Annotated in this window: 22 protein-coding genes; 20 read left to right on the top strand and 2 right to left on the bottom strand. The window is 37.9% G+C overall.

Features of this window, described 5'->3' with window-relative positions; genetic code table 11:
* Positions 1 to 81: 81 nt before the first annotated feature.
* A complete protein-coding gene (locus J2S17_RS07600) occupies positions 82 to 1,137 on the top strand; it encodes a tartrate dehydrogenase (protein WP_307473478.1) in 1,056 nt (351 codons plus the stop codon).
* A gap of 56 nt (positions 1,138 to 1,193) precedes the next feature.
* Here J2S17_RS07600 and J2S17_RS07595 read toward each other — a convergent pair whose 3' ends face one another.
* Positions 1,194 to 2,219, bottom strand: coding sequence for a DctP family TRAP transporter solute-binding subunit (locus J2S17_RS07595; RefSeq protein WP_307473475.1), 1,026 nt, complete (start codon positions 2,217 to 2,219; stop codon positions 1,194 to 1,196).
* Positions 2,220 to 2,519: 300 nt separating this feature from the next.
* Here J2S17_RS07595 and J2S17_RS07590 point away from each other — a divergent pair, with 300 nt between their 5' ends.
* The 14 genes from J2S17_RS07590 to J2S17_RS07525 all read left to right on the top strand — a co-directional run bounded on the left by J2S17_RS07590 (position 2,520) and on the right by J2S17_RS07525 (position 18,871).
* Positions 2,520 to 3,074 carry a TRAP transporter small permease gene (locus J2S17_RS07590; protein WP_307473473.1) on the top strand — a complete coding sequence of 185 codons (555 nt, stop codon included), beginning with the start codon at positions 2,520 to 2,522 and terminating at the stop codon, positions 3,072 to 3,074.
* Positions 3,071 to 4,339 (top strand): TRAP transporter large permease, encoded by a 1,269-nt coding sequence (locus J2S17_RS07585; RefSeq protein WP_307473471.1) that lies wholly within the window; start codon positions 3,071 to 3,073, stop codon positions 4,337 to 4,339. The genes J2S17_RS07590 and J2S17_RS07585 overlap by 4 nt, the downstream gene beginning before the upstream one ends.
* A gap of 34 nt (positions 4,340 to 4,373) precedes the next feature.
* Positions 4,374 to 5,219 (top strand): HpcH/HpaI aldolase/citrate lyase family protein, encoded by an 846-nt coding sequence (locus tag J2S17_RS07580; protein WP_307473470.1) that lies wholly within the window; start codon positions 4,374 to 4,376, stop codon positions 5,217 to 5,219.
* 283 nt (positions 5,220 to 5,502) lie between these two features.
* A complete protein-coding gene (locus J2S17_RS07575) occupies positions 5,503 to 6,969 on the top strand; it encodes an SLC13 family permease (RefSeq protein WP_307473467.1) in 1,467 nt (488 codons plus the stop codon).
* Between the two features lie 80 nt (positions 6,970 to 7,049).
* The gene (locus tag J2S17_RS07570; RefSeq protein WP_307473465.1) at positions 7,050 to 7,712 is read left to right on the top strand and encodes a GntR family transcriptional regulator; all 663 of its coding nucleotides are present in this window, start codon (positions 7,050 to 7,052) and stop codon (positions 7,710 to 7,712) included.
* Positions 7,713 to 7,798: 86 nt separating this feature from the next.
* A complete protein-coding gene (locus J2S17_RS07565; protein WP_307473463.1) occupies positions 7,799 to 9,160 on the top strand; it encodes an MmgE/PrpD family protein in 1,362 nt (453 codons plus the stop codon).
* 130 nt (positions 9,161 to 9,290) lie between these two features.
* Positions 9,291 to 10,136, top strand: coding sequence for a fumarate hydratase (locus J2S17_RS07560; RefSeq protein WP_307473460.1), 846 nt, complete (start codon positions 9,291 to 9,293; stop codon positions 10,134 to 10,136).
* Between the two features lie 9 nt (positions 10,137 to 10,145).
* Positions 10,146 to 10,727 carry a Fe-S-containing hydro-lyase gene (locus tag J2S17_RS07555; RefSeq protein ID WP_442342039.1) on the top strand — a complete coding sequence of 194 codons (582 nt, stop codon included), beginning with the start codon at positions 10,146 to 10,148 and terminating at the stop codon, positions 10,725 to 10,727.
* A gap of 127 nt (positions 10,728 to 10,854) precedes the next feature.
* On the top strand, positions 10,855 to 12,078 hold the full coding sequence (locus J2S17_RS07550; RefSeq protein WP_307473459.1) for an acyl-CoA dehydrogenase family protein: 1,224 nt from the start codon (positions 10,855 to 10,857) through the stop codon (positions 12,076 to 12,078).
* Positions 12,079 to 12,153: 75 nt separating this feature from the next.
* The gene (locus J2S17_RS07545) at positions 12,154 to 13,338 is read left to right on the top strand and encodes a CaiB/BaiF CoA transferase family protein (protein ID WP_307473457.1); all 1,185 of its coding nucleotides are present in this window, start codon (positions 12,154 to 12,156) and stop codon (positions 13,336 to 13,338) included.
* Between the two features lie 196 nt (positions 13,339 to 13,534).
* Positions 13,535 to 14,599, top strand: coding sequence for a TRAP transporter substrate-binding protein (locus J2S17_RS07540; protein WP_307473455.1), 1,065 nt, complete (start codon positions 13,535 to 13,537; stop codon positions 14,597 to 14,599).
* A gap of 297 nt (positions 14,600 to 14,896) precedes the next feature.
* Positions 14,897 to 15,400, top strand: a complete 504-nt coding sequence (locus tag J2S17_RS07535) for a TRAP transporter small permease (RefSeq protein ID WP_307473453.1) — start codon at positions 14,897 to 14,899, stop codon at positions 15,398 to 15,400.
* A 17-nt stretch (positions 15,401 to 15,417) separates the two neighbouring features.
* On the top strand, positions 15,418 to 16,722 hold the full coding sequence (locus J2S17_RS07530; RefSeq protein WP_307473451.1) for a TRAP transporter large permease: 1,305 nt from the start codon (positions 15,418 to 15,420) through the stop codon (positions 16,720 to 16,722).
* Positions 16,723 to 16,780: 58 nt separating this feature from the next.
* Positions 16,781 to 18,871, top strand: coding sequence for an acetate--CoA ligase family protein (locus tag J2S17_RS07525; protein WP_307473449.1), 2,091 nt, complete (start codon positions 16,781 to 16,783; stop codon positions 18,869 to 18,871).
* A gap of 62 nt (positions 18,872 to 18,933) precedes the next feature.
* On the opposite strand, the gene J2S17_RS07520 is transcribed toward J2S17_RS07525, so the two are convergent.
* On the bottom strand, positions 18,934 to 19,842 hold the full coding sequence (locus J2S17_RS07520; RefSeq protein WP_307473447.1) for a LysR family transcriptional regulator: 909 nt from the start codon (positions 19,840 to 19,842) through the stop codon (positions 18,934 to 18,936).
* Between the two features lie 249 nt (positions 19,843 to 20,091).
* On the opposite strand from J2S17_RS07520, the gene J2S17_RS07515 reads away from it, so the two are divergent.
* The 5 genes from J2S17_RS07515 to J2S17_RS07495 all read left to right on the top strand — a co-directional run bounded on the left by J2S17_RS07515 (position 20,092) and on the right by J2S17_RS07495 (position 24,094).
* Entirely contained in the window at positions 20,092 to 20,892 is an 801-nt protein-coding gene (locus J2S17_RS07515) for an IclR family transcriptional regulator (RefSeq protein ID WP_307473445.1), read from the top strand.
* 353 nt (positions 20,893 to 21,245) lie between these two features.
* Positions 21,246 to 21,986 carry a 3-oxoacyl-ACP reductase FabG gene (gene fabG, locus J2S17_RS07510; protein ID WP_307473443.1) on the top strand — a complete coding sequence of 247 codons (741 nt, stop codon included), beginning with the start codon at positions 21,246 to 21,248 and terminating at the stop codon, positions 21,984 to 21,986.
* A 44-nt stretch (positions 21,987 to 22,030) separates the two neighbouring features.
* On the top strand, positions 22,031 to 22,483 hold the full coding sequence (locus tag J2S17_RS07505) for a MaoC family dehydratase N-terminal domain-containing protein (protein WP_307473440.1): 453 nt from the start codon (positions 22,031 to 22,033) through the stop codon (positions 22,481 to 22,483).
* 22 nt (positions 22,484 to 22,505) lie between these two features.
* A complete protein-coding gene (locus J2S17_RS07500) occupies positions 22,506 to 22,928 on the top strand; it encodes a MaoC/PaaZ C-terminal domain-containing protein (protein WP_307473438.1) in 423 nt (140 codons plus the stop codon).
* Between the two features lie 2 nt (positions 22,929 to 22,930).
* Positions 22,931 to 24,094 (top strand): acyl-CoA dehydrogenase family protein, encoded by a 1,164-nt coding sequence (locus tag J2S17_RS07495; RefSeq protein ID WP_307473435.1) that lies wholly within the window; start codon positions 22,931 to 22,933, stop codon positions 24,092 to 24,094.
* Position 24,095 lies beyond the last annotated feature (1 nt).

Below are 24,095 nucleotides of genomic sequence, written 5' to 3'. Positions count from 1 at the left end.
TTTACATCTAAATTGAATATTTCCATAATAAGGACTATGATGAATAAAGAGATAAAAAATGTGAATGAGGGTGGGGAAGAAATGAAGACATATCATATCGCAGTTATCCCAGGAGACGGAATAGGCAAGGAAGTTGTTCCTGCTGCTTTAAACGTTTTACATACGGTTGCAGAAGTGCATGGGGGCATTAACTTTGAAACAAAGGAATTTCCTTGGAGCTGTGAATACTATTTAGAGCATGGAAAAATGATGGACGATGATGGACTCGAAATATTAAAAAACTTTGATGCTATTTTTCTTGGCGCTGTTGGCAACCCTGCAATTGTACCAGATCACGTATCATTGTGGGGCTTATTAATAAAAATTAGACGAGAATTTGAACAAAGCATAAATATAAGACCTGCAAAATTATTCAAAGGATTAACATCACCGCTTGCAAATCCGAGAGATTTTGATTTATTAGTTGTTAGAGAAAATAGCGAAGGTGAATATAGCGAATCTGGAGGAAGAATACATAAGGGAGAAGACGAGATTGCCATTCAAAATGCCATTTTCACTAAAAAGGGAACAGAGCGCGCGATGAGATATGCTTTTGAAGTAGCAAAAACCCGAAAAGGGCATGTAACTTCAGCAACTAAGTCCAATGGGATTGTTCATTCTATGCCTTTTTGGGATGAAGTGTTTAATGAAGTAAAGCAAGAATATCCAGAAATCGAAACATCAGTAAACCATATTGACGCATTGGCTGCATTTTTTGTTTCGAAGCCGCAAACGTTCGATGTGATTGTGGCTAGCAATTTATTCGGAGATATTTTAACAGATATTGGCGGAGCCATTATGGGCAGTATCGGAATTGCGCCTGCCGGCAATATTAACACAAATGGGAAGTACCCTTCCATGTTTGAACCGGTCCATGGTTCTGCTCCAGATATTTATGGGAAGGGGATAGCCAATCCGATCGGACAAATTTGGACGGCGAAAATGATGCTCGATCATTTGGGTGAGGTTGAAATGGGAGAAAAGCTGCTTGCTGTTGTAGAAGAGGTAACTGCATCAGGTATTAAAACTCCAGATATAGGCGGAAATTCAACTACGAATGAAGTGGCTGAGGAGATTTGTAATCGATTAAAGCAATGATTAACAAAAAGAATCCCGATTTAAAAGGGATTCTTTTTTTGTTGCTTAAAGGCAGTTTATCTGCTTTCAGCATCTTCGATAATATCAGTACCAATTTTCTCTTTCCACTCATTGTATAAAGGCGTTAGAAATTCTTTGAATTCTGCAATTTGTTCTTCTGAAAGTTCATTTATTTGCGCATTTCCATTTTGTATCAATTTCTCGCGTGCTTCTTCATTTAATTTTGATGCAGATTCTCTTGCTATCTTCGTTCCTTCTTCTATACCAAGTTCAACGATGGCCTTCGTATCATCATTCATGCTGTTCCAGAAGGTTGTATTGGTTAAAAGTGCATAATCGACTCGTGTAATCCCCATTATCGAAATATACTTTTGTACTTCATCAAATTTCTTTGATTCTATATTACTATAGGGATTATCTTGTCCATCAACTGTACCTTGCTGAAGGGCTGTGTACAGTTCACCGAATGGGATGGAGGTGGAACCTGCTCCAAGCGTTCCAAATAGTTCTTCTAATAACTGCCCTCCGGTTGTTCTGATTTTCATCCCTTTAAAATCCTCTGGCGATTCTATTGGTCTTTTATTATTCGTAATGTGTTTAGCACCATTTGGCCACATGGATACACCGATTACGCCGTCTTTTTCAAGCCGGCCTAATACTTCTTTTCCTTTTTCGTCATCCCAAAAATCTTCAGCTGCCTGATCGTTTTCAAATAAGAAAGGCATCGCAGGAATATTAAATCCAGTTTCGTTGCCGACGAGCTTGGTCATTTCAGGCATAATGAACTGAATATTATCGGCAATTAAGTTTTGATATTCATCCTTGTCTCCAAACAGTGAACTATTAGGGAAAATTTGCACTTTGATTTTGCCCTCTGATTTTTCCTCAATGACTTCCTTCATTTTTAATGCACCCATTTGTTTAGGTGTATTCTCTGCTACTACATGAGAAATTTTAATAGTCATTTCCTGTACACCTTCTGTTTGTTGTGCGTCAGCATGACTTGTACTGTTAGCGCACCCGCTTAGAGCAGCGACGGATAGAACGAATATAATGGCGAGTAAATTCTTTAATCTATTCAATTTAGAACCTCCTTCTTCAATGGAAATCAAAAGAATTTCTTTTCAATTTTTCAAGTATAAGGTAACCGCTTTCATTTCCCTTCGTTAAAATTTCAATCATCAATGATAGAGAGGACCTCCTTATAAAATGTATATTGGATACAATATCAGAAAAAAACGATCTAATTCATAGTATAACAAAAGTGCGAATTATTGTGAATACATAAAAAATAATAAATTTTCTGTTTATTTATCTTAAGATATATAGTAAAGTAATATAGAAAAACAGATTGGATACAATCTACAAAAGGAGTTGAACAAATGAATCTACTAAAAAAGCTTGATATTTTAGAGGAAGGAGTCGCAGGTATCTTATTCGTGGGAGGCGTTGCTGTTAGTGTTTACGGGGTATTTACTAGATATGTTTTAAACTATCCCCAGGCTTGGATAACAGAAATATTTGAATTTATGCTTGTATGGTCTATTTTTTTAGGTTTTGGCATGGCTCTTAAGGACAGTCGGCATATTCAGGTTGAATTGTTATTTGATAAATTGTCTTTTAAGTATAAGAGAATTATAGCTTGTATTAGCAATATAATTGGTGCAGGCTTTTCTTTTTATCTAGCGTATTCTTCGATTGAATTGATAACGCTTACAAAAATTCAAGGCACTAAAACAATTGATGTCGGTTTGCCGATGTGGATCACCTTCCTAGTATTGCCAGTTAGTTTGGCACTTATGGGCATTTATTTCTTAGCTAAATCGTATAAAGCAGCAAAAGGCGACAAGAAGGAGCTAACTGGAGAGCTCGAAGTTCTTGTGGAGGAAATGAAAGAATTAAGTGAAGAGAATAAAAAGAAAGGGGTAGGCGCATGACAGCAATTATCATCTTATTCGTTGCTTTTGCGATACTCTGCCTCCTAAGAGTACCAATCGCCATCAGTTTAGGGCTTTCAAGTATCATTGCCTTATTCATGGTGGATTTCACATTATACACAGTTGTTTTAAAAATGTTTAACTCGCTAAACTCGGCAACGCTCATGGCTATCCCGGGATTTGTTTTTGCCGGAGTCATTATGTCAAAGGGTGGAATATCATATCACTTAATAGAATCTTTAAAATCATGGGTTGGCCATATGCGTGGCGGACTTGCTGTTGTAACGATTCTAGCTTGTATGGTGTTTGCAGCTATTTCGGGATCAAGTCCAGCAACTGCAGCAGCGATTGGCGGAATTATGATACCTGCTATGGTGAAGGCGGGATATAGCAAGAGATATTCAATGGGATTAGTCGCTGCCGCTGGAACTTTGGGTATTCTAATTCCACCATCTATCCCGCTAATTATCTATGCAACGGTTGCGGAAGAATCTGTCGGCAAGCTGTTTGCAGCTGGTATTATTCCAGGTTTAATGCTCGGTGGATTATTATTAATCTCAGCTATCTTTCATGCGAAAAGAAATGATTATGGCAGATTAGAGAAAGTGTCGATGAATATAAGGTGGAAAAAAACTTATAAGGCTATTTGGGGTTTTATGTTACCGGTATTCATTCTCGGAGGAATTTATTCAGGTATTGTCACACCGACTGAAGCCGCATTTGTATCTTGTTTATATGGAATAATAGTTTCTGTTTTTATTTATAAAGAAATGACCTTTAAAATGTTTCGTGAAGTGCTAAAAGAGTCAATAAATGTAACTGCGATGATATTTTTAGTTATCGCTTCGGCAATGATCTTTGGAATGTTCCTGACGACCGAACAAGTACCACAGGCATTTGCTTTATGGATAGAGCAGAGCTCCGCAAATAAATGGATATTTATATTTGGTGTCAATATCATGTTCTTCTTACTGGGAATGTTCTTAGAAGCAACAGCGATTATTCTTATTACATTACCAATTTTGCTGCCAGTATTAGCGTTGTTTGATATTAACATCATCCATTTTGCGATTATTATGACAATTAACATGGAGCTAGCGATGATTACACCGCCTGTAGGACTCAATTTATTTGTTGTGAGCGGGATAACGAAAGAAAAGGTTGGTGAAGTCATAAAAGGGGTCGTTCCATTTTATGCACTGATGATTCTTGCGTTAATTTTAGTTATCTTCTTTCCGCAAATCTCCCTTTTTCTTGCTGAGTAACTAAAAAAAAATACATCCGAAGGGAAGGCATAAGGTGAAGAAATGCTCCTATCTTTTTGTACCTGGAATTTCAAAAAGCATGATGGAAAAAGCGGTAAAAAGTGATGCTGGTTATGTCATTCTTGACTTAGAGGATTCTGTGGCAGTATCAGCAAAAATTAAAGCACGAAAAGAAGTAAAGAAATGTTTGATAAATCTGAATGATTTATCAAACATTTTTATAAGAATAAATGACTCATCAACAATTTATTGGAAAGAAGATATAGATTTAGCGATAAACACTGATGTACAAGGAATTGTTTTACCAAAAGCGGAATCTGAGCAGCAATTAAAGAAGGTATGTAACTATATAGAGTACAATCTTCATCTAACAGGAAGAAATAGAACTGATTTTGAGGTTATTCCTCTCATAGAATCTGCCAAAGGCATTCATTTTGCTTATGAGATAGGACGTTCGCACCCGTTTGTTTCGAGAATGGCGTTTGGCTCAATTGATTTTTCTCATGATATAGGAATAACGCTTTCTAGTGAAGGAACAGAGTTAATCTACGCGAGATCTCAAATAGTGAATGCATCCAGGGCTGCAGGAATTCAAAGTCCGATTGATGCGGTGTTTTCTAATATTAATGATAAAGATGGCTTAATGAAGGAGGCTGAGAGGGGAAAACAATATGGTTTTAAAGCAAAGCTCGCTATTCATCCTAAACAATTGGAAACCATTCATCATATCTTTCAGCCCAGTCAAAAAGAAGTGATGGAGGCAAAGGAAATTGTTGCTTCATTTGAAGCAGCCGAGGTCAGGGGACTTGCCTCTATACAAGTAAATGAAAGGCTAGTTGATTACCCTGTTTATAAAAAAGCTAAAGCACTTTTGGAATAATATCTTTTCCCTCTTACCTTTGTGGAGAAGCCATATACGATTCCTAATTGTTGACAAGCTCTAACAATCCTTCATTCTTGCTTTCTCTATCCTAGCTGTATATTCATCCATAGATGTTATGATTGAATAGTCGAAAAATAAAGAAGCGAAACATGCTCATAAGGCTTTATACATCATGAGGATAAATACAACTTAATGCTACAATGCTTAGATTGTTCCGTATGATCTAATTGATCAATTAAGTTCAATTGGTTGTTTCGAATGCAGAAAGAAGGCGTAAATAATGGGTCTTCCAGAACCCCTTGTTAGTGAGAAGGCAGACAAAGAACCTTCAAGATTCAGTAATGAACAATTCAAGAAAATAATCCTTCTTATACTAGGTGTTTGTTTTATGGCTGTGATTTACTGGATACTTCCAGGGGGATATTCAACAACAGCAAAACTAATGATTTCTCTTTTAGCTCTTAGTGTTTTTTATTGGACATTTGAACCGATTCCACTTGGGATGACATCTGTGCTCTTACTTGTACTCATGCTTATTCTGGATGTTGCTTCGATTGACATTGTCTTTAGTGGGTTTTCTTCTCCTGCATTGTTTCTAATTATTGCTGGAATGATGTTGGCCAAGGGAGTTAATGCAACCGTTCTGCCTAAAAGAATGGCATTTTATATTTTAGCCAAATGGGGTGGAAATGCGAAAGGGCTCTTGGCCAGTATTATTATGATTCCTCAAGTTCAGGCGTTTTTTATTCCAACTGCAGCCGTTCGTTCCACCCTGCTTATGCCGATTGCCTTAATGTCGTTGGACTATATAGGAGATAAGGGCAAAGGGAATTTGAGAAAGATGATTTTATTAGGTGTTGCTTTTGGCGGAACTATTAGCGGAACCATCGTTTTAACAGCAGCTATTGGCAATATACTTGCAGTTGAATTGTTAAAAGAATTTACTGGAATACAGATTACATATATTCAATGGTTTTTATATACCGTACCGATTTGGCTGCTTCTTATCCCGGCTTCATGGTTTGTACTATTAAAATGTTTTCCGCTGCCAAAGGGAGAAGAACAATTTCCTCATGTAAAGGCAGAGATGGGGAAAAAGTTAAAAAGTCTCGGTAGAATGGGAATTGCAGAAAAAAAATGTCTAGCAATCTTATTTACCATCGTTTGTCTCTGGTTTTCTGAGCCTTTTCATGGATTAAATCCTGCCATTCCCGCACTCGTAGGTGTTATTTTAATGAGTTTGCCTGGAACTGGCATCGCTAAATGGGAGGATATCGTAAAAATAAATTTTGATACCATCCTATTAACAGGAGCTACTTTGTCACTTGGCTATGCATTTAATGATTCTGGTGCTTCACAGTTTGTTGGCAATAGTTTGAGCGCTGAATGGATACTGAATTTGCTGCAATCGCCAATTATGGCAGTCACAACTATCCTGATCATTACTCATATTTTACATTTAGCTGTTGCCAACGTCTCTACAGCGGTAGTGACATTAATTCCAATCTACATTGGCTTATCAGCCAGTGCAGGGGTCGATCCAGTCTTAATTTGTTTAACAGCGGCACTCGCTTGTTTACATGGATATATATTAGTTGTTGAATCTACTCCTAATATTGTTGTTTATAGTTCTGGACAAATTCAGCAAAAGATATTTCTTTTACCAGGATTAATTATGACACTCGTAATGATTGTTGTGACAATCGCTGTTGCAATGACATGGTGGAATTGGATAGGACTTATGTGAGTTTAATTTCTGAAAAGTATAGACAATTTAGATTGGATTTTGTATCCTATCTGTAAAAGGTATAAAGGAATGGTATGTATATGTCCAATGATATTGATTTAAAGTTAGATAATCGTGATACACTGCATTTGAAAGTTTGCAATGTAATCAGAGAAGCAATCATTAAAGGTCAATTTAAGCCTGGGGAACGATTAAAGCAATCTGATCTTGCAGAAAAATTAGGTGTAAGCAGGATGCCAATTAGAGAGGCACTCAGAAAGCTGGAAACAGAGGGGCTAATCACACTCGTACCTCACAAAGGTGCGATTGTTAAAACGATTAAACATGAAGATATTAAGGAAGTATATGCGCTTCGTGCAGAACTAGAAAAAATGGCATTGCTTCAAAGTGCAGATACTTTATCGAGAGCTGATTTAGAAGAAATATCTAAAATGGTTGATTTAATGGATGAAGCAACTGATGTAAATCAGTTTGTAGAGCGTAACATCGAGTTTCATCGCTTGCTCCTGCAACAATGCAAATGGAAGCGTCTCAATACATTCATTGATACTTTATGGAACGGTCTTCCACAACAAACGCCGCATCTCATTACTGGACAGAGTGAAACATCCAATGTTGAACATCGGAGAATACTTGAGGCATTGAAGAGGGAAGACAAGGAAGCGGCAGCCGAAATTTTAAGCAATCATATTTTACGTACCGGTGAAACGTTAATAAAGAATTTGAAATCGGATGGAGAATAGGCTTCTCCATTTCTCGTGATAGATGGTGTAAGCTTTTCAATGTTCAAATAGATTAATATTAACATTTTCTGAAAAGAGGGAGAGTAATGACTTTAAGTGAAAAGCTGGCTGAGTATACAGTGCAATTAAAATACGAAGACCTGCCTTTAGAAGTTGTGGAATTTACAAAGATATGTATTCTTGACTGGTACGGTTCAGCTATCGCAGGTAAAGATGAGAAACCGATTCAATCGATAAAAGAGCTTGTTGAAGAATGGGGCGGCAATGAACAATCTACTTTGATTACCGGTGGAAAATCATCGATTGGCAACGCATGCCTCGTTAATGCTGCCAGCAGTCATATCGTGGAGTTAGACGATATTCATAAATCTTCTATTATACATGCAGGTACAGTGGTTATCCCCGCAGCTATCGCAATAGCGGAAGCATATGATTTGTCCGGTGAAGAGTTAATTACTGCGATTGTGGCAGGTTATGAGGTTTGCTACCGGATAGGTGAAGCGGTATCTCCATCGCATTATTATTATTGGCATAATACAGCAACTTGCGGCACTTTTGGTTCTGCGGCCGCAAGTGCAAAACTATTAAACTTAAATGTTGAGCAAACTGCTTTTGCACTAGGGAATGCCGGTACACAAGCTGCAGGATTATGGGAATTTATTGAAGACGGAGCAAATACAAAACAGCTTCATACAGCTAAGGCAGCCTATAATGGCGTATTAGCTGCGATGCTGGCAAGGAAAAACTTTTCCTCTGCAAGTAAAATACTTGAAGGGAGAAGGGGCTTCTTTGAATCAATGTCAACTGAATATAATGAAGAAAAAATCACAGAGCATTTAGGAAAACAATTTAAAATTATTGAAAATAGTTTTAAAATACATGCTTCCTGCCGGCACACTCACCCTGCTATGGACTGTGTACTCCAGCTTGCACAGGAACATAACCTCACACATGAAAACATTGTAAGCATCGATATACGAACCTACCAAACGGTATTAAACATCACAGATAATCCACAACCAGATAGTATTTATGCATCTAAATTTAGCAGTCAGTTTTGCGTAGCACTTATTGCCGCCCATAAATCTGCATCATTGAAAGACTTTACTGAAGAGTCATTACATTCTCCTGCTATACGAGGGCTAATGGACAAAGTGACAGTTAGGGCAGATCCTTACTACAACGGAGCCTACCCTGAAAAATGGGGAGCGAAAGTAGAAATCACTCTAGAGAATGGCATGAAATATGAAGCTTCAACCGATTATCCTAAGGGTGATCCTGAAAACCGGGCAGAAAAGGACGAGATGATTGCGAAATTTTCAAATATGGTCAGTGACAAAGTTTTAAGTCCTGATGAAGAAGCGGCCACCATTTTTAATTTAGAAAATATTAAAATTAAAAACTGGCTCTCTAAGCTTAGTTACAATTTGGCAAATCAGAAAGCTTAACCTTAAACTGGCTAAAAAAACATTCCTGGTTAATTTGAACGCTTATTAAACGCAAAAGCTACGGCATTTGCCAAAGGACAGGCAAACGCCAAGTTTTCCTGAAAATGAACATAAGAGGAGTTTAGACAAAATGAGATCAATTCCTTATCTTTCAATTGTTGAAAAAGTAGCTAAAATGTGTCAGGAAGCAAATTTTGAATTAGGAAATGATGTAGTTGAAGCATTTAGAGATGCGTTAAAAAAAGAAAGATCACCAATCGGCCAGGATGTTCTGCAAGATTTAATTGAGAATGCAAATATCGCAAGTAGTGAGAGAATTCCAATGTGCCAGGATACAGGAGTATCTGTGTTTATCGTTGAACTAGGTCAGGCGTGTTTTATAGAAGGCGGCAATATCTATGATGCGATTAATGAAGGCGTGATCAAAGGGTATGAAGAAGGCTACTTGCGCCATTCTATCGTCGATCACCCGCTCACTCGTGAAAAAAGCGAGACTTATAATACACCAGCTATTATTCATATAGAGGTATGTGAAGGTGCTCATCTTACGATCCATATGTCTGCGAAGGGCGGGGGAAGTGAGAATATGAGCACTTTAAAGATGATGAAACCATCTGATGGAAAAGCAGGAGTTAAAGAGTTTATCCTTGAAACGGTGGCCCATGCCGGTCCTAATGCTTGCCCTCCTTTAGTTGTTGGCATTGGCATCGGCGGCAACTTTGAAAGATGTGCTTATTTAGCGAAAAAATCATTATTTCGTCCTATTGGTCATCGCAGCGACCGACCGGAAATAGCGGCCTTAGAGCTTGAACTGATGGAGGAAATGAATGATTTAGGGATCGGACCACAAGGGCTGGGAGGAGATACCACCGCTTTGGATGTGAAAATAGAGATCGAACCATGCCATATTGCAGCTTTACCGGTAGCGGTAAATTTAAATTGTCATGCAAGTAGACATAAAGAAATACGATTATAGGAGGGTAATATTATTTCTCTGTTAAAACTTAAGATACCTTGTGATAATAAATGTTTAATAGATTTACAAGCTGGTGATCAAGTGCTGATTAGCGGTACCATTTTCACTGCAAGAGATGCCGCGCATAAACGTATGTTTGAAGCAGTAGAAAAAGGTGAAGACTTGCCTTTTGATATTAAAGATCAATTTATTTATTATGTAGGACCTACACCGGCTATGCCATGGATGGTGATTGGTTCTGCAGGTCCAACAACGAGCAGCAGAATGGATAAATATACTCCCACGCTCTTGGATATGGGACTCAAAGGAATGATTGGTAAAGGCTATAGGAGTGAAGAGGTCGTTGCATCTATCGTGAAGAATAAAGCAGTATATTTAGCAGCCATAGGCGGAACAGGTGCACTCATTTCAAGGACAATTAAGGAAATGGAGGTCGTTGCTTATAAAGAGCTAGGGCCAGAGGCTATTTATAAACTTACTGTTGAAGATTTTCCGGCAACAGTGATTATTGATAGTCAAGGAAGTGATTGGTACAGCATAGGCAAAACGATTTTTAATGATACAAAAAACAAGGAAAAGACCCAGAGCTAAAGTGCTCTAGGGTCTTTTATCTTTCATTTATATAATAAAAATAAATAAAATATTGAATAATATTAAAAAATATAATATTATAAAATTAATAATTATTTAAAAATTTTAATAATAGGAGCTGTGATGAATGAATTTCGATTTATCGATGGAAAATATACAAATTAGAGGCATGGTTCGTGATTTTATTGCAAAAGAGATCCAACCAAACTTAAAATACTATGAAGAAAATCGGCTGTTTCCTAAACCAATTTTTCAAAAGATGGGGAAAGCAGGTTTTTTTGGAGCGTGTTTTCCTGAAAGGTTTGGCGGTTCGGAACTTGGGTTTCTCAATTTAACAATTATCGCTGAAGAGATTTCTAAAGCTCATCCTTCTCTTGGGTACGCTTTCAATATGCAAGCGATGACATGTCCATTTACTATCCTGAATTGGGGTACAGAAGAACAAATCCTAAAATATGTTCCTGATTTAATCAAAGCCGATAAAATAGGCATGTTTGCCTTGACTGAATCAGGTGGTGGATCAGATCCTGCAGGTTCCATGAAAACGACCGCTCGTTTGGATGGGGATGAGTATGTGCTTAATGGTTCAAAAGCCTGGATCACCTTTGCAAATGAAGCGGATGTAGGTGTGCTATTCGCAAAGACGGATGTAAACGCGGGGCATAATGGCATATCTGCATTTATTATCGAGACAGACCGCTCAGGTTTTACAGCGAATCCGTTAGAAATCAGTGCACTTGGCTATATGACTAGAAGCTGTGATGTTTTCCTTGAAGATTATCGCATTCCAAAGGAAAACCTTCTGGGGAAGGAAGGAGAGGGTTTTAAAATCGCTATGAATGCACTTGATTACGGCAGGCTTACAGTGTCTTCACGGCTGGTTGGCATTGCACAAGGCTGTATCGATGAATCCTTAAAATATTGTCATGAAAGAGTAGTAAGCGGCAAGCCAATTGGCGAGTATCAAATGATACAGCATTTAATTGCTGATATGGTTGTTGAAACGGACGGGGCAAGACTTTTATCCTATCGAAGCGGCTATTTAAAAGATAAAGGTGAAGCTGCGACAAGACAAAGTTCATATGCAAAATACTTTGCCTCTGAGGTGGCTGCTAAAGTGACAAGGAGTGCATTAGAGATATTCGGCGGAAATGGTATTTCAGATGATTATCCAATCATGAAATATGTGAATTATGCCAACATGCTTCATTTTGGGGAGGGTTCGGCAAATATACAAAGGATTCTTATTGCCAACGATGCCTTAGGTTTAAAAAATGCGAACAGACATCATATTAGCAGAAGGTTTTCGTTAAGTAGCGATTTGACTAAAGAAGCTGTAAAAGAAAGCTGAGTTTGTTAGCAGCGTAAAGGAGTTTCTATCGTTTCTTTCTTATGAACACTTATTTGATTTTTTAGGAGGAGTATAATGCAACCATTGGAAGGAATAAGGATTTTAGATTTATCGAGAGTTTATGCTGGACCAGGGGGAACGATGATATTAGGAGACTTGGGAGCGGAGGTAATTAGAGTAGAATCTCCTGAAGGAACAGACAGCATGAGAGATTGGGTTCCATTTATTGAGGGGGAAAGTACTTATTATCTCTGTGCAAATCGGAATAAGCAATCGATTACCTTAAACTTAAAGGATCCAGAGGGCAAGGAATTATTTTTAAATATGATAAAGAAAGCTGATGTTATTTTAGAAAATTTCAAAACAGGAACATTAGAAAGAATGAGTTTAGGATATGAAGTATTAAAGTCTATTAAACCAGATCTTATCTTATGTTCTGTTACAGGCTATGGGCATACAGGACCTTATAAAAATGAACCAGGTTTTGACCCTGTTATTCAAGCAATAGGTGGACTGATGGATGTAACCGGTTCTCCAGAGGGAGAGCCTACCAGAGTGGGGTTGCCTGTCATTGATATAATGACGTCTCAATACGTTGCAATTAGTATTCTATCAGCCATTCGGTTAAGAGATTTAACAGGCAAAGGACAAAAGATAGAGATTTCATTGCTTGACGTCCAGTTAAGCTCATTAGCCAATGTTGCCAGCAGTTATTTAAATACTGGTAAAGTCTCAAAAAGAATCGGCAATGGGCATAGCTACATTGTTCCATATCAAGTATTTCAATGCTCGGATCGCCCATTAATGGTCAGCGCAGGCAATGAACGGTTATTTAAGCAGCTATGCATCGCTTTAAACCATCCGGAATGGGCTGAGGATGAACGATATGTGACGAATGAAAGAAGAGTGGAAAATCGGGAAGAGCTTACGAAAAAAATCCAAGCAGTATTTTACGAAAAAACAGCAGATCAATGGTTTGATGTTTTTTCAAAAAGCGGCGTACCTTCAGGGCCTGTTAACAATATTGAGCAAGTGTTTGAGCACCCACAAGTGATAGCGAGGGAGGCTGTTGAGGAGATTTCTCATCCGACCCTTGGTACTGTAAAACTTGTTAAGAGCCCTATTAGATTCTCTACCTTACAAGTACAAACTAAAACTCATCCTCCGTTGCTAGGCGAACATACAGAACAATATTTAGAAACTGAAATAGGGCTGGAAAAAGAAGAGATCGCGAGGTTAAAAGAAAGAGGGGTTATCTAACCACTAATGATTATTATTATTTTTTTTAGATGTTAATATCAGAAAATTAAATAAATAAATAAAATAAATAATTTTCTGAATAAATATTGATTTTATAATAAAAAGAGAGTATTCTATTTAAAAATATTGGTTGTCAGAATCAATTATCGTATATCGATACAATTGTAGATGGCAATCCTAAAAAGGGGAAGATAGGATGAAAAAGTACGTAGGGATACTGCTGGTTTTGCTCATTTCTATTGGTTTAGCAGCATGTAGTTCCTCAGCTGGGAAAAATGAAAACGCTGCCAATAAGGTTTATGAACTTGATGTGAATAATTGGCAGCCATCCACCCACCATTATGCTTACAATGCCTGGGAACCTTGGAAGGAGCTTGTAGAAGAAAAAACCGATGGTCGAGTGAAGGTAAACTTATATCACGGCAGTTCACTTGGGAAGTCTTCCTCTGTGTACCAGGACATTAAAGGCGGTTTATATGATGCTAGCTTGTTAGTTACAAATTATTTTTACGATACTTCCTTCTTTCCCTATACGATTGGAGGTTTACCCTTTGCGTTTGAAGGACCATCTGAAGCATCAGCTATTTTAAAAGACTTTGGTGAAAAATATGCTAAAGAGGGCTTAGAGGATGTTATTTTAATGCCTCCTACTTCTACGGATGGTTATGATTTATTTTCAACAAAACCGATTAAATCCATCGCTGATTTAAAAAACAAAAAAATGCGAACGAGTGGAAAAAGTGAAAATGCTTTTATTGAAGCGTTAGGTGGAATTCCGGTTTCAATTACTTCAGAGGGCATATATGAAGGGCTTGAAAAAGGAATGATTGATACGGCCTTTTATACGCCAATCGGTGCTGAAGCAATAAAGTATGATGAGCCTGCCCCATATATTACAAAAATGGGCGTTCTTGTTAATCCGCTTATTCCATTAATGAATAAAGAATTTTTTGAAAGCTTGCCTGAAGATCTGCAAAAATTATTTGAAGAAGAACTGAATCCAGCATTATCTGAAATGTTTACAAAGAGCTATGAGTCAGAACTAGAAGAATCGCATAATAAATTACAAGATGCTGTTAAAACACGTGGAGAATTTAAAACGTTATCAGCTTCAGAAACCGAAGAATATCGTAGCAACGGTAAAGCGGCATGGGACCTTTGGATAAAGGATGCAGATCAAAAAGGATATGATGGGCAAGAAATGGTTGACGAGTTATTTAAAATGCTTGAAGAGGCTGGCTACCCCGTTCCGTATAAATAAGAAAAGCGCTGGGCGCCTTGCTCTATTAATGATCGCACACTAAGGGCGCCACGTCCTGTGGCAACGTCTGTATGACCCACATCCTGTAGGACACAGGATCAAAAGGGACTGTGAGTGGATAAAGGCAATACGGTGAGCGAGCCGATGTTGACTAATCGCAGGAAATAGACCTGAAGTTTGATGGCGATAGGACGTTTGTGCTGGACAATTTTCTAATTAAAAAATTTAAAAAAACTAAGACTGCTGCTCATAAATAGGGCAGCAGTTTTACAGATACTATACCTGAGGTGAAGGGCAATGAAATCCTTAGAAAAAGTGATTCAGACGTTAACCACTATCACTAAATACATTGCTTTGACAACAATGACTTTAATGATGCTTTTTATTGCGATTGCAGTGTTCAGCAGATTGTTTTTCTCTCCGATCATCGGTGATATTGAAATTGTGCAGTTAGGCATGGTTGTAATGATCATGTGTGGATTAGCATATACACAACAAGTAAATGGGCATATCACTATAGAAATTATCGCAGATAAACTCCCTGTGAAAGCTCAAACAGTTCTAGACATTGTAGGTGCATTGCTTACCTTCCTTGTCACATTAACCTTTGCATTTATTTACCTTGGGGTGGCATTGGATCATCAGAATCATATGCGCTTATCTACTAATTTATTGGATATTCCCTTCTATCCTTTTGACTATATCATTGTACTTGGTTTATTCATGTGGGGATTGGAAGCACTATTAAAAGTGATTCGATCCTGCATACTATTGTTTCAATCGAAATCTAAAGAGATTTAGTTGAGGGAGGGTATAAAATGTCTGTTGAAATGATTGGTCTTTTAGGAATCATCCTAATGTTTATTCTTATGTTCTTAAAGGTACCTATTGCCATCTCAATGGTTGTACCTGCAATAATAGGAATTGTATATCTTAAGGGATGGAATACATTGGCAACTGCTGTGGAAACAATCACCTGGGATCATAGTTTCAGCTACACCTTAAGTACGATACCAATGTTTGTCTTAATGGGGGAGCTGTTATATATATGCGGAATCAGCACGGAATTATTTAATACCTTCCGAATATGGTTAAGCAGGTTAAAAGGGGGCCTTGGTATGGCTACAATTGGCTCGTCTGCCGTGTTTGCGGCAGCGTCAGGTTCCAGTCTTGCCAATACAGCTACAATGGGTGTGATTGCTTCAAAGGAAATGTTAAATGCCGGATATAACAAAGCGCTTACAGGTGGAACAATCGTGGCTGGCGGGACTTTAGGGGTTTTAATACCTCCAAGTACACTTTTTATTTTATATGGGATGATGACTGAACAATCTATCGGTCAATTACTTGTGGCAGGAATCATTCCAGGGATTATGCTGATGGCCCTTTATATGCTCACCGTCTATATCGCTGTGCTAATCAAACCAGATCTAGCACCTACAATAAAAATGAAGGTAACTTGGAAAGAGAGATTCGTATCATTAAAATCCACAATATGGATATTAATGTTATTTGGGATTGTCATTGGAGGCATGTATGTAGGCTGGTTTAACCCTACTGAGGCTGCCGGCATAGGTGCATTTTGCACCTTTATCATTGCTTTAATAAGAAGAAAACTAACATTAGCATCCTTATTACAAGCTTTATCGGCAACATTAAGAACAACTGGATTTTTGTTTGCCATCATTATTATGGCGTTTATTTTAAACTACTTCTTAACTATTACAAGACTTCCGTTGGTATTAGCAGATGTGTTAAATGGGCTTTCATTACCTCCGTTTGCCCTGTTTGTGATTATTATCCTTATGTATATCCTACTTGGAATGGTTATGGATGCTTTAGCAATGGTTGTTGTCACTTTGCCGATTATACTGCCGCTAATCCAATTGATAGGATTAGATCTAATCTGGTTTGGCGTTATTATCGTTCTTGTGATGGAAATGGCAATGATTACTCCGCCTGTTGGAATGAATTGCTTTGTATTAAAAGGGGCGGCACCAGAATTATCTTTGGAACAGATTTTTAAAGGTGCAACACTTTTCCTTGTACCAATACTATTATTAATCGTTATTCTTTATATTTTCCCAGATCTAGCACTCTATTTACCTAGCAATATGTATTAGACGAATATGAAAACTTTATTATCAATGAGTATGAATAAATGAAAGAAGGAGGAATAAGATGAGCCAGCAACATTTACTTTCACCAATGCTTTCTCCAAAATCACTCGCAATTATTGGCGCTTCAGGTGATAAAGCTAAAATCAGCTTTAAACCAATCGCTAATTTAAAGGATGTTGGATATGAAGGAGAAGTGTATTTGGTTAATCCGAAATATGATGAAATTGAAGGTTACACATGCTATAAGGATATCGATAGTCTCCCTTCATCCATTGATCTTGCTTTAATCTCAGTAAGTGCGTCTAAAGTAAAGGGCATTCTTGATGAGCTTTATAAAAAGAAAGTGAAGAGTGTAGTAACCTTCAGCTCAGGCTTCACAGAGATTGGTGAAGAAGGGGCAAAAATGGAACAGGAGCTAACTGAATTTTCACGGGAATCTGGCATACCAATTTGCGGTCCAAACTCATTGGGGCTATTTAATTTTAAAGAAAGAGCGATTGTCTCTTTTTCAAGCTTGAAATATGGGCAATATGATCCGGTTGCGTTTATTACCCAAAGTGGTGCACTTGGGACGCTCACTTATACGATGGCTAAAGAGAACGGGCTTGGGTTTCAATATTTTGTATCAAGTGGAAATGAGGCGTGTGTTGATTTCTTTGATTATGTTCAATACTTTGCTGAACAAGGGGATATAAAAGTAATTGGCGGTTATTTAGAAGGTGCAAGGGATTTTGAGAAAATGGATACAGCGATTAAAGCGTGTCATCAGACAGACACACCGCTTGTATTAATAAAAGTTGGAAACTCTGCCAAAGGTGCAGATGCAGCCAGCTCTCATACTGCGTCTATGGCTGGGAATGCAAATATCTATCATTCTTATTTACAACAAAACAATGTTGTAAGGGTAGGTGATGAAGAGGAATTGATAGATACATTAGCGGTTTTTAATAAAACGAGTAAACCCATTAATCCAGGAGGAACAGTGATTGTAACACAATCAGGCGGTGCAGGTATTCTCATGGCTGATCAATTTGAGGTAAGGGGAATTGAATTAGCAGAGCTTAGAGAAGACACGAAGTCTGCATTAAAGGATTCCCTTCCAGCATTTGCATCAATCAAGAATCCTGTTGATATTACTGCACAAGTGAATCAAAACCCTGATCAAATCATTGACTCTTTGAATATTTTACTAAATGACGACCAAGTACAGTCAATTATTTTATATTTACAAATGACCGATGAACCATTTAAACCTATCATCTCCAAGCTATCTCAAATCGCACAGGAAGCAAATAAAATATTTATATTATGCTGGTCAGGGATAGAACAGCAAACAAAAGATAAAGTTATCGATGAGCGCAATATTTGCTGGTTACCGACACCTACAAGGGCTGCGAATGCCCTGGCAAATGTTCTAGGTTATTATCGCTCACAGGAACAGAGTTCAAAAGGAACAAGCTCATCCTTGCAAAAACAGTTTGACTATCATCCTATTAGAGGAAAGCAGAATGAATGGGAAAGTAAACAGCTTTTGCAAAGCTATGGTGTAACTGTTCCTGCTAATACGATAGTAAAAAGCTTGGAAGATATCAAGTCAATTTCGTTAAAGTTCCCTTTAGTAATAAAGGCATTGTCTTCTGAGATTGCCCATAAAAGTGAGTATGGATTAGTGAAACTGAATATTGCTTCCTTGGAAGAGGCTGAGAACGCTTACTGTGAAATAATAGAAAATAGCAATAAGTATTTTCCCGAGAAACGATTAGATGGTGTACTTGTGGAGGAGATGGCTGATAGAGGGATTGAGGTTATTATTGGTGCGGTACAGGATGAGCTCTTTGGTCCTTCTATCATGTTTGGACTTGGGGGAGTATTTATAGAGGTATTAAAAGATGTGACATTTATGCCTGCCCCTCTAACAGAAAAAGAAGCAATGAGAATGATTCAATCCATCAAAAGCTACCCTATTCTTGAAGGGGCACGTTCGCAGGTGAAGTACGATATACCCGCGCTAGCGGATGCTCTCGTAAAGATTTCTCACTTTTGTAAGACACATACAGATAGTTTAGAGGAACTGGATATAAACCCTTTAATTGTTCATAAGGAAGGCGGAGGCGTTACAGCTGTGGATGCATTTATAGTAGGAAAAAAATAATGATTTGAAAAAATGGCTACATCCCGTATATCTGGGGATGTAGCCATTTTTTTATGTAACGGTTAGAGTGTGTAAGGTCGCGTCTCTCTTATGAATTGAATGAATTTCTCAACACCGCCAGTAATAATTAAATCTTTATGATAGATTAAATGAGAGTATCTAAAAAGCATAGGGAAATCCTCTATTTCGATTATCTTTAGCTTATTATTTTTTATTTCATCCTGCACGGAGATCTCAGGTAGAAAGGAAATGCCTAAGTTGATTTCTATCATTTTTTTGGTTGCGTTGATGTCATTTAACTCCATACCTGTTTTCATAGCAAGGCCGAATGGTTGAAATGCATGTTCAATTTGTGTCCAATAATTAGATCTCTTTCCATAGACAATGAAGGTTTCGTTGATCAGGTCTTCAATTGAAACTTTCTGCATTTGGCTCAGTTGGTTCTGCGTTGAGGCAACAAGGACAACCGGGTCGTGCCCAATTGCCTCACTTTGCAATTGTTCTTCATTAAAATGGGGAGTACCTGTTCTTGCTACGGCATAATGTACTTCGCGATTGTTGACCATATCTATCATCTTCGGAGTAAACTCTGTGTGTAATGTAATTTCGATTGAAGGGAACTGCTGGTTAAAATTCTCTAAAATCTGTGGTAAAATCCAGTAGCAAAAAGAGTCGGAAGTAACCAGTGACAAGGTTCCAGAATAACCCTTTTTATATTGTGATAATGAAGTCTCAGCATCCTTTACCAGTGATAATATTTGGCTTGAAAATGGGTAGAGAATCTTACCGGCATCCGTTAAATTGCCGAGTGCTTTATTTTTTCGATTAAATAGCTGTAAACCGAGACTTTCTTCTAATGACTTTATTTGTGCGCTAACAGTAGGCTGTGAGATCGATAATACTTCAGCTGCCTTAGAAAAATTTTTATATGAATATATGGTATTAAACACTTCTAATTGTTTGATATCCATTCGTTCCACCTGCCTTAATACAATGAATTATCTATATTTTAATAAGATTTTATCATATTGAACAGGAAAAGCGGTTTAAATAATCATTGATATCCAAGATTGATCTTATATTTTTCTTTGACAAAAAAACTTTTTATATTTAAAATATATTTATTATTTTCTATAATTATTTATCTAAATATTGTAAAATAGAAGCAATATACTGTTATTAATTACCTATTGATAACTAGAGAATCAGGAGGATGGTTTGTGGAGAAAAAGAAAGAGGAAAAAAAAGAAAAAAGAAAATACAATGTGCCTGCAGTAGATAGTGCATTTAAAATATTAACTTTATTAAGTAGAAAAAAGTTTAGTAAAAGTAATTTAACAGAAATTGCAAAAGCGTTGTCTCTAACGCCGACAACTTGCTACCGAGTATTACAAAAGTTGGAGGAGTTATCTGTAATACGCTATGATCAAAGCTCAAAAAGGTATAGTCTTGGTCCCTATTTAGTTGTTCTGGGCGAAAGGGCGAAGGAAAATATCCTTGATTTATCTGTCATAGAGCCGTATATGGAGGAAATTACCGAGGAAACAGGGCTTACAAGCTTTCTAGTTAACCGGATAGGTCAGAAGAAATCAACCATTATCTCTAAGGTGGAGGCTGAGCAATTCGGAATCAATGTTTCTGTTGGACGACATTTTTCTGTTGTGGATGGCGCCTATGGTAAAAGCCTACTCGCTTTTATGGATGAAGATGAGTCAGATGAACTGATTCGAATGAATGATGGACTCAGACCTTTATCAGAGGAAGAGATAAGCAATTTAAAGGAAGAGCTTAAAGAAGTGCGTGAAAAAGGATATGCCATTGCATTTGGGGAATATATTGAAGGAATTGCAGGGGTTGCTGCCCCGATTTTTAATAATAGGGAAACAGTGGAAATGTCGATCGCGCTTGTAGGAATGACGACGCAGTTGAAGGGTGAAGAAGCAGTAAGAATGGGAGAAAGAATAAAAAAAGTAGCAGACGAAATAAGTTATAAACTAGGCGGAAGAGTGCCGTTTACATAGAAAAGCGCGGGTCGCCTTGCTCACCCTCAGCCATAGCATAAGACGAGCCTCGCGGAAAGGTGTTCTTTACCTTTCTGGGAGGATGGACTTATACCAAAGAGGGGTAGGCGCTGGAGCTAGACATTTTGCTAATTTATAAATTTTATTCTTTCTTATCTTTTAAAAGAATACGCCGACTTCCTAATCTTATCTCAGAAAATGACATAAGATCAGGAAGTTTTTTTATTAACTGTTAAACAAATCTAAATTTTCTAATTTTTATTGACAAAAAATTTTTTATTATATAAAATTTATTTATAAAATGAAAGCCCTTACCATAAAACAAAAAGGCTTTAAAAAAAGGGGAGAAAGAAATGAATCTTGAAGGAAAAATTGCAGTCGTTACTGGGGCTGGTCAAGGTATTGGCAGAGAAATTGCTTTGTTATTTGCTCAACATGGAGCAGATGTTGTTGTTGGAGATCTAAATGTGGAAGCTGCTGTGACAGTTGTTAAAGAAGTGGAGAAGTTAGGCAGAAAGGGACTCGCTCAAAAGGTGGATGTAGCAAATAAGGTAAGCGCTAACCAACTTGTTCAATCAGCAATTGATACTTTTGGAGATTTAGATATCCTCGTTAACAATGCAGGTATTACACGGGATGCTATGCTACATAAAATGACTGAAGAACAATTTGATCAGGTGCTGGCAGTTCATATGAAAGGCACTTTTCTTTGTATGCAGGCAGCTGGAGCCTATATGAGAAAGCAGGAAAAAGGAAAAATCGTTAATATATCCTCGATTGCCGGTAAGGTTGGGAATATGGGCCAAGTCAATTATGCCGGTGCAAAGGCTGGTATTGTTGGCATGACGAAAGCGGCAGCAAAAGAGCTTGCTAAATTCCAAGTCAACGTGAATGCTGTTCAACCGGGATTCATTGATACAGATATGACAAGAGCAGTTCCTGAAAAAGTAAGAGAAATTAAAATTGCAGAAATTCCGATGCAAAGAGTCGGTGAGCCGCTGGATATTGCAAAAGCTGTAATATTTCTAAGCTCTGATTATGCTGATTATATGACAGGGAATGTTTTGGAAGTAACGGGCGGCAGGTTCATGTGATAAAACAATAGATTCCTAGTTATTAAAAGTGAGGTGCGGGAGAGATGTCAACTGTTATAGATTTAATAGGGTTAGAGCTTGCTCCATATACTTATTCAGTGGATCAGGTGAAAATCAAGGAATTTGCTGAAGCCATCGGAGATTTGAATCCGATCTATTTTGATGAAGCTGTGGCAAGACAGGAAGGTTATGATGGCATTCCCATTCCATTAACCTTTCTACAGGTGATTGACATGTGGGGCGGTTATAGCTTTATGGAGAAATGTGAGATTCTTCATCTGAACCCTGTGAAAATCCTTCATGGAGAACAAGGATATAAATTTTTAAAGCCCATCTATGCTAGAGACATCCTAACAGTAACTGGAAAAGTGGCGGATGTGAAAATTAAAGAAGGCTCTACAGGTGCTATGAATTTGATTACATTAGAATTTGAATATCAAAATCAAACAGGTGAAATCGTTGCGATCTCTACAAATGTAACGATTGAACGTCATTAACCTTTAAAGGGAGTGAAGAGGATTGCTGAAATATTACGAAGATGCGGATGTGGATTCACCGTTTCCTGCCTTAACTAAGGACCCGATTTCACGCGTTCAGCTCGTAAAATACGCAGGAGCGTCAGGTGATTTTAACCCATTGCATACAGTTGAAGAAGTCGGGGAGGAGGCAGGCTCTGGGATTATTGCACATGGCATGCTGATTATGGGCATGGCTTCCCAAGGTGTCACGTCATGGATTGAAAGAAAAAATATCGAGTCCATCCGTGTTCGCTTTCAAAAGATGACGTATCCTGGGGAGCAAATCCATGTAATCGGGAAAGTTCTTAAGAAAGAAGAAAATAATCTAATTATCGGTGAAGTAAAAGCTGTAAATGAAACAGGAGAAGTGAAGGTCTCTGGTGTTTTCGAAGCAAGATTACCATCTAAGGAAATGGAGGGATAATAATGAACTTTACATATTCACAAGAAGCAGAAGAGTTTAGAGGTTCATTTCGATCATGGCTTGAGGAACATTTCCCACAAGAGTGGAATCGAGAAGTTACTGGTGAAGAATGGGTGCAAAGGCGGAAGCAATGGGGGGAAATGCTTGCAGAAGGAGGATGGGTTGCACCATCCTGGCCAGAGGAATACGGCGGGTTAGGCTTGAGCATTGAGCAACAGCTAGTTTATATAGAAGAACTAGTCAGCATAAATGCCCCAGAAGTGCTGAACTCGAATGGAATTGGTATTTTTGCCTTAACCTTAATAAAATATGGGACTGAGGAACAGAAGAAGCATTATTTGCCTAGGATGCTGAAACATGAAGATATATGGTGTCAAGGATTTTCGGAACCAAACGCAGGATCTGACTTGGCGGGACTGCAAACAAAGGCTGAGGATAAAGGAGATTATTTTCTGCTGAATGGACAGAAAGTATGGACTTCATATGCTCCTTATTCAAATAAATGTTATGTGCTCGTTAGAACGGCAGATTCAAGATACAAAGGAATAAGCTTAATGATTTTAGATATGGAACAAAAAGGAGTAACTGTAAGGCCGATTAAGAATATTGCTGGTGAAACAGAGCTTGCAGAAGTATTTATGGATGATGCAATTGTTCCAAAAGCAGATGTGGTTGGTGAGTTGAATAATGGTTGGGAAATGGCTAACTTTGCCTTGTCCAATGAAAGAGGGATTCATTTTGCACAAAGGTCGCTGAAAATGCAGCAGGAATTCCAACAGCTTCTTTCCCTTTTTACAGAACAAATAGATTTAGGTAAAGCCTATGTCAAAGGCAGCAAATTGCAAACCCAGCTGGTTCAATCCTATCTATCATGTGAAATACTTAAAAGTGTTTGCTTGCGCAATATTGCTCTTATTTCGCAAGGAGATGATACTGGTGTACTGCCGGCGATCGCAAAACTAACATGGAGTGAGGGACACCAGGATCTGTTGAATACGAGCCTGGAATTACTTGGAGAAGAGTCTTTAGTGAAGGGGAAGCATGAGGTATGGATGGAAAAGTTCCTGCTCTCGCGTGCTGAAACGATTTATGCAGGTACTACACAAGTCCAAAAGAATATTATCGCAAAATCTTTAGGCTTACCAAGTTCTAAAGGGGGCAGGTAGA

Origin of the sequence: Cytobacillus purgationiresistens, assembly GCF_030813235.1 — a bacterium.
Classification (GTDB): domain Bacteria; phylum Bacillota; class Bacilli; order Bacillales; family Cytobacillaceae; genus Cytobacillus; species Cytobacillus purgationiresistens.
This window is presented reverse-complemented; position numbering and strand designations above follow the sequence as displayed.

Coding starts and splice junctions, on each gene's coding strand:
- J2S17_RS07570 (WP_307473465.1), top strand. CDS start 7,050: ATGTCCAATGATATTGATTTAAAGTTAGATAATCGTGATACACTGCAT.
- J2S17_RS07520 (WP_307473447.1), bottom strand. CDS start 19,842: ATGGATATCAAACAATTAGAAGTGTTTAATACCATATATTCATATAAA.
- J2S17_RS07495 (WP_307473435.1), top strand. CDS start 22,931: ATGAACTTTACATATTCACAAGAAGCAGAAGAGTTTAGAGGTTCATTT.
- J2S17_RS07565 (WP_307473463.1), top strand. CDS start 7,799: ATGACTTTAAGTGAAAAGCTGGCTGAGTATACAGTGCAATTAAAATAC.
- J2S17_RS07585 (WP_307473471.1), top strand. CDS start 3,071: ATGACAGCAATTATCATCTTATTCGTTGCTTTTGCGATACTCTGCCTC.
- J2S17_RS07575 (WP_307473467.1), top strand. CDS start 5,503: ATGGGTCTTCCAGAACCCCTTGTTAGTGAGAAGGCAGACAAAGAACCT.
- J2S17_RS07600 (WP_307473478.1), top strand. CDS start 82: ATGAAGACATATCATATCGCAGTTATCCCAGGAGACGGAATAGGCAAG.
- J2S17_RS07505 (WP_307473440.1), top strand. CDS start 22,031: ATGTCAACTGTTATAGATTTAATAGGGTTAGAGCTTGCTCCATATACT.
- J2S17_RS07530 (WP_307473451.1), top strand. CDS start 15,418: ATGTCTGTTGAAATGATTGGTCTTTTAGGAATCATCCTAATGTTTATT.
- J2S17_RS07525 (WP_307473449.1), top strand. CDS start 16,781: ATGAGCCAGCAACATTTACTTTCACCAATGCTTTCTCCAAAATCACTC.
- J2S17_RS07535 (WP_307473453.1), top strand. CDS start 14,897: ATGAAATCCTTAGAAAAAGTGATTCAGACGTTAACCACTATCACTAAA.
- J2S17_RS07560 (WP_307473460.1), top strand. CDS start 9,291: ATGAGATCAATTCCTTATCTTTCAATTGTTGAAAAAGTAGCTAAAATG.
- J2S17_RS07545 (WP_307473457.1), top strand. CDS start 12,154: ATGCAACCATTGGAAGGAATAAGGATTTTAGATTTATCGAGAGTTTAT.
- J2S17_RS07590 (WP_307473473.1), top strand. CDS start 2,520: ATGAATCTACTAAAAAAGCTTGATATTTTAGAGGAAGGAGTCGCAGGT.
- fabG (WP_307473443.1), top strand. CDS start 21,246: ATGAATCTTGAAGGAAAAATTGCAGTCGTTACTGGGGCTGGTCAAGGT.
- J2S17_RS07540 (WP_307473455.1), top strand. CDS start 13,535: ATGAAAAAGTACGTAGGGATACTGCTGGTTTTGCTCATTTCTATTGGT.
- J2S17_RS07550 (WP_307473459.1), top strand. CDS start 10,855: ATGAATTTCGATTTATCGATGGAAAATATACAAATTAGAGGCATGGTT.